3 protein-coding genes are annotated in these 2544 nt (G+C 64.8%); all 3 read right to left on the reverse strand.

Annotated features, from left to right (window positions below; genetic code table 11):
- Positions 1 to 41 precede the first annotated feature (41 nt).
- A complete protein-coding gene (locus IRZ31_RS21160) occupies positions 42 to 1136 on the reverse strand; it encodes an MvdC/MvdD family ATP grasp protein (RefSeq protein WP_297157713.1) in 1095 nt (364 codons plus the stop codon).
- Positions 1137 to 1163: 27 nt separating this feature from the next.
- Positions 1164 to 1355: a hypothetical protein gene (locus IRZ31_RS21165; protein ID WP_297157715.1), complete on the reverse strand. Its 192-nt coding sequence runs from the start codon at positions 1353 to 1355 to the stop codon at positions 1164 to 1166.
- A gap of 337 nt (positions 1356 to 1692) precedes the next feature.
- Positions 1693 to 1884 (reverse strand): hypothetical protein, encoded by a 192-nt coding sequence (locus IRZ31_RS21170; protein WP_297157717.1) that lies wholly within the window; start codon positions 1882 to 1884, stop codon positions 1693 to 1695.
- Positions 1885 to 2544 lie beyond the last annotated feature (660 nt).

Consider the following 2544-nt stretch of genomic DNA (forward strand, 5'->3'; position numbering starts at 1 on the left):
CTCGGCCCAGCAGCGCCAGTCGGCGGCTCCTGTCGCTTCGGTCATCGGGTTCCCTCCTGGTCCTGAGCCGGCCCAGGCGGCGGCACCGGCAGGGGCAGCCGGGCGTGCGGCTGGGCCTGGGCTGGCCAGGGGCACGGCTCGGCCTGGCCTGCCAGCAAGGCGGCCAGCGAGGCGGCCAGGGGCAGGCCCGTGGCCTCTTCCAGCCAGCCCCACTGGCCATTAGGGTTCAGCTCCAGGAAGACATACTCCCCCTCGGGGGTCAGCACCAGATCAATGGCGGCAAACTGGAGCCGGAACGTGCCAACGAGGGCCAGACAGGCTGCCTCTTGCTCCGCAGGCAGCTGGTGTCCTTCATATCGCAAGGCTCCGTAGTCGAGACGGAAATCTATCTGGGCTGGGGAATCCTCGGGAGCAGTCATGGCCACGGCAAACAGGCGGGCGCCGATGACGGTCACGCGCACATCCGCCCGTTTGGGAATGGCCTCCTGGAAGAGCTGGAACGTCAGGGAAAGCGTGGGCAGATGCGCTTGCACGTCCTGGCGGCTCAGCCGCGTGGTGTAGATCCCTCCCTGCCACTGCCCCGGCGCAGGACGGGGAAGACCCTGGCTGAGGGGCTTGTAGACAACACGCTCCTCACAGCGCTCAAAGAAGTCCAGGACGGCCTGGGGATCATTGGTCAGCAGCGTGCGCGGGATGCGCCAGCCCAGTCGTTGCGCCACCGCCAGTTGCAGCGGCTTCCAGGAGGCGGCCCGGATGGCATCGGGAGAGCTGACCCACAGACAGGGCAGACTGCGCAGGAGGCCTCCCAGGCCGTGTCGGGCCTCTGCTGCCGCAAAGGCGGCCCCCTCTGTGGTCAGCCCCTCTGGGAACCCATACCGACGGCTGGGGCGGCGGTACCACAGGCTGCGCAGGTCCGTCAGGGGGAGCGGCTCAGCGGAGGGAGACAGCCTCAGGCGCCCACACCAGCCCGCTCTGGCTTCCGGGCTGGCCAGTTCAGCGCTGAGCTGAAGGGCAAACGGCAGGTCGGCATCATCAAACTGGATCCAGCGACAGCCCTGGCGGCGCAGGGCCGTCACGACCCGTTCCACATGGGCATCGCTGGCTTGCGAGTAGATCCCAATGAGTGGGGAAGCCATAGCACCCATCCTTCTCCCTGGCCCTGCTCACTCCTCATCCTCGTCCTGCTCGTCTTCGTCTGGGAGCCAGTCGCTGTCGAGCTTGTCCGGATCACTGCCATCTCCAGTCGTAATTTCTGGCTCCCAGGTACTTTGGACGCGCTTGCCTGCCTGGATCGGCCAGCGGCGAAAGAACAGACCAAAGGGTTGGAGAGCGAGAGCAGCAGATGGCTCGTGCATGACGACCTCCTCGGTTTCCAATGAGAAGAAGGAGACACCACTGTGTATGGTGATCCTACCAACAGACGGCGCCCGTGTCAAGACAGGCAGGAGAGTGAAGCAGGTGAGCCTGCTCGCGCTGAGCGCGATGCCACGGGCCACCGACGCCTGGTCGACCTGTCCCCTTTGCTCTCTCAGGCTCACGACCAGCAAGACAGACGGTCATCGCCTGGGCGCCGGGCAGCGGTCTACCGTCAGGTCTTTCCCAGCCCCGTTCTGGTACCGGTCACGGAACACGTGTGCGCGGAGAGAGAAGAGGGCATTCCCAGCCCATCTGCACTCCTTGCCTCCGCTCACCTCACCGGGCTTTGGGGCCGGGCTTGCCCCGTCTGGGGCCCTCCAACAGCGCACGCAGCCGCGCCACCTCGGGCGCTTCCCCATTTGGGGAAGCGCTCAGCCGCTCCGTGAGCTGCTGCAATCTCGCCAGATTCACCTGACTCTCGATCTGACGCAGCGGCTCGACCAGATCCAGCGCTAGAGCCGTCCCCATCTCATCGTCTCCCAGCTCGATAGAGGCCCACGCCGCCTTCTCCAGTATAGAAGAAGATCTGTAACCCTGCAAGTGCAGCAGCGGAAGGTGTTCTTCCACTCTGTTCCGAAAGGAGGATCACGCTCTGCTGCTCCCTTGAGGTCGCTCGGGCGGAGTGGGAAGAGCAGATCACCAGCAGCTGGGTGCAAGCGATGGAGTCACCAGGCAGCCAGGACAGGCGGAGCACAGAAAGGGCAGAAACTTATACCAGAAGCTTTACAGAAAGGTCATGTTCCTCTCCCTCCGATCTTCCTTTGTAGAACGGGGAGCAACGATCTCCACTGGAAACAGCGCCAGCTCGCAAGGAAGCTGCCCCCCAGGGGTTCAGCGATCGACCAGGAGCGAGAGCAAGAGGAAGGGGGAGCAGTATCTCATGGCAACTGCTATCCAACCTCTGTCGCCTGTTGAGAGGCAACGGCCTGCGGCCCTCACCAGCGCTGCAAGGGCTGAGGCCTCCAGCGCTGACGTCCGCTCCCTTTCTGTTCCCATCGCTCTCCCGGCCCCGAGGCCAGGGGAGACACGGGCTTCTCAGAGGAGGTGAGGGATGCCCTGGTGGTGGCACACGCGCCGCTCGGCTTCCGATCGGCGCGCCGGCGCTTCGAAGACATGCCCTTTTTCCTT

This window comes from Thermogemmatispora sp. (genome assembly GCF_019683635.1).
Classification (GTDB): domain Bacteria; phylum Chloroflexota; class Ktedonobacteria; order Ktedonobacterales; family Ktedonobacteraceae; genus Thermogemmatispora.

Coding starts and splice junctions, on each gene's coding strand:
- IRZ31_RS21160 (WP_297157713.1), bottom strand. CDS start 1,136: ATGGCTTCCCCACTCATTGGGATCTACTCGCAAGCCAGCGATGCCCAT.
- IRZ31_RS21165 (WP_297157715.1), bottom strand. CDS start 1,355: ATGCACGAGCCATCTGCTGCTCTCGCTCTCCAACCCTTTGGTCTGTTC.
- IRZ31_RS21170 (WP_297157717.1), bottom strand. CDS start 1,884: ATGGGGACGGCTCTAGCGCTGGATCTGGTCGAGCCGCTGCGTCAGATC.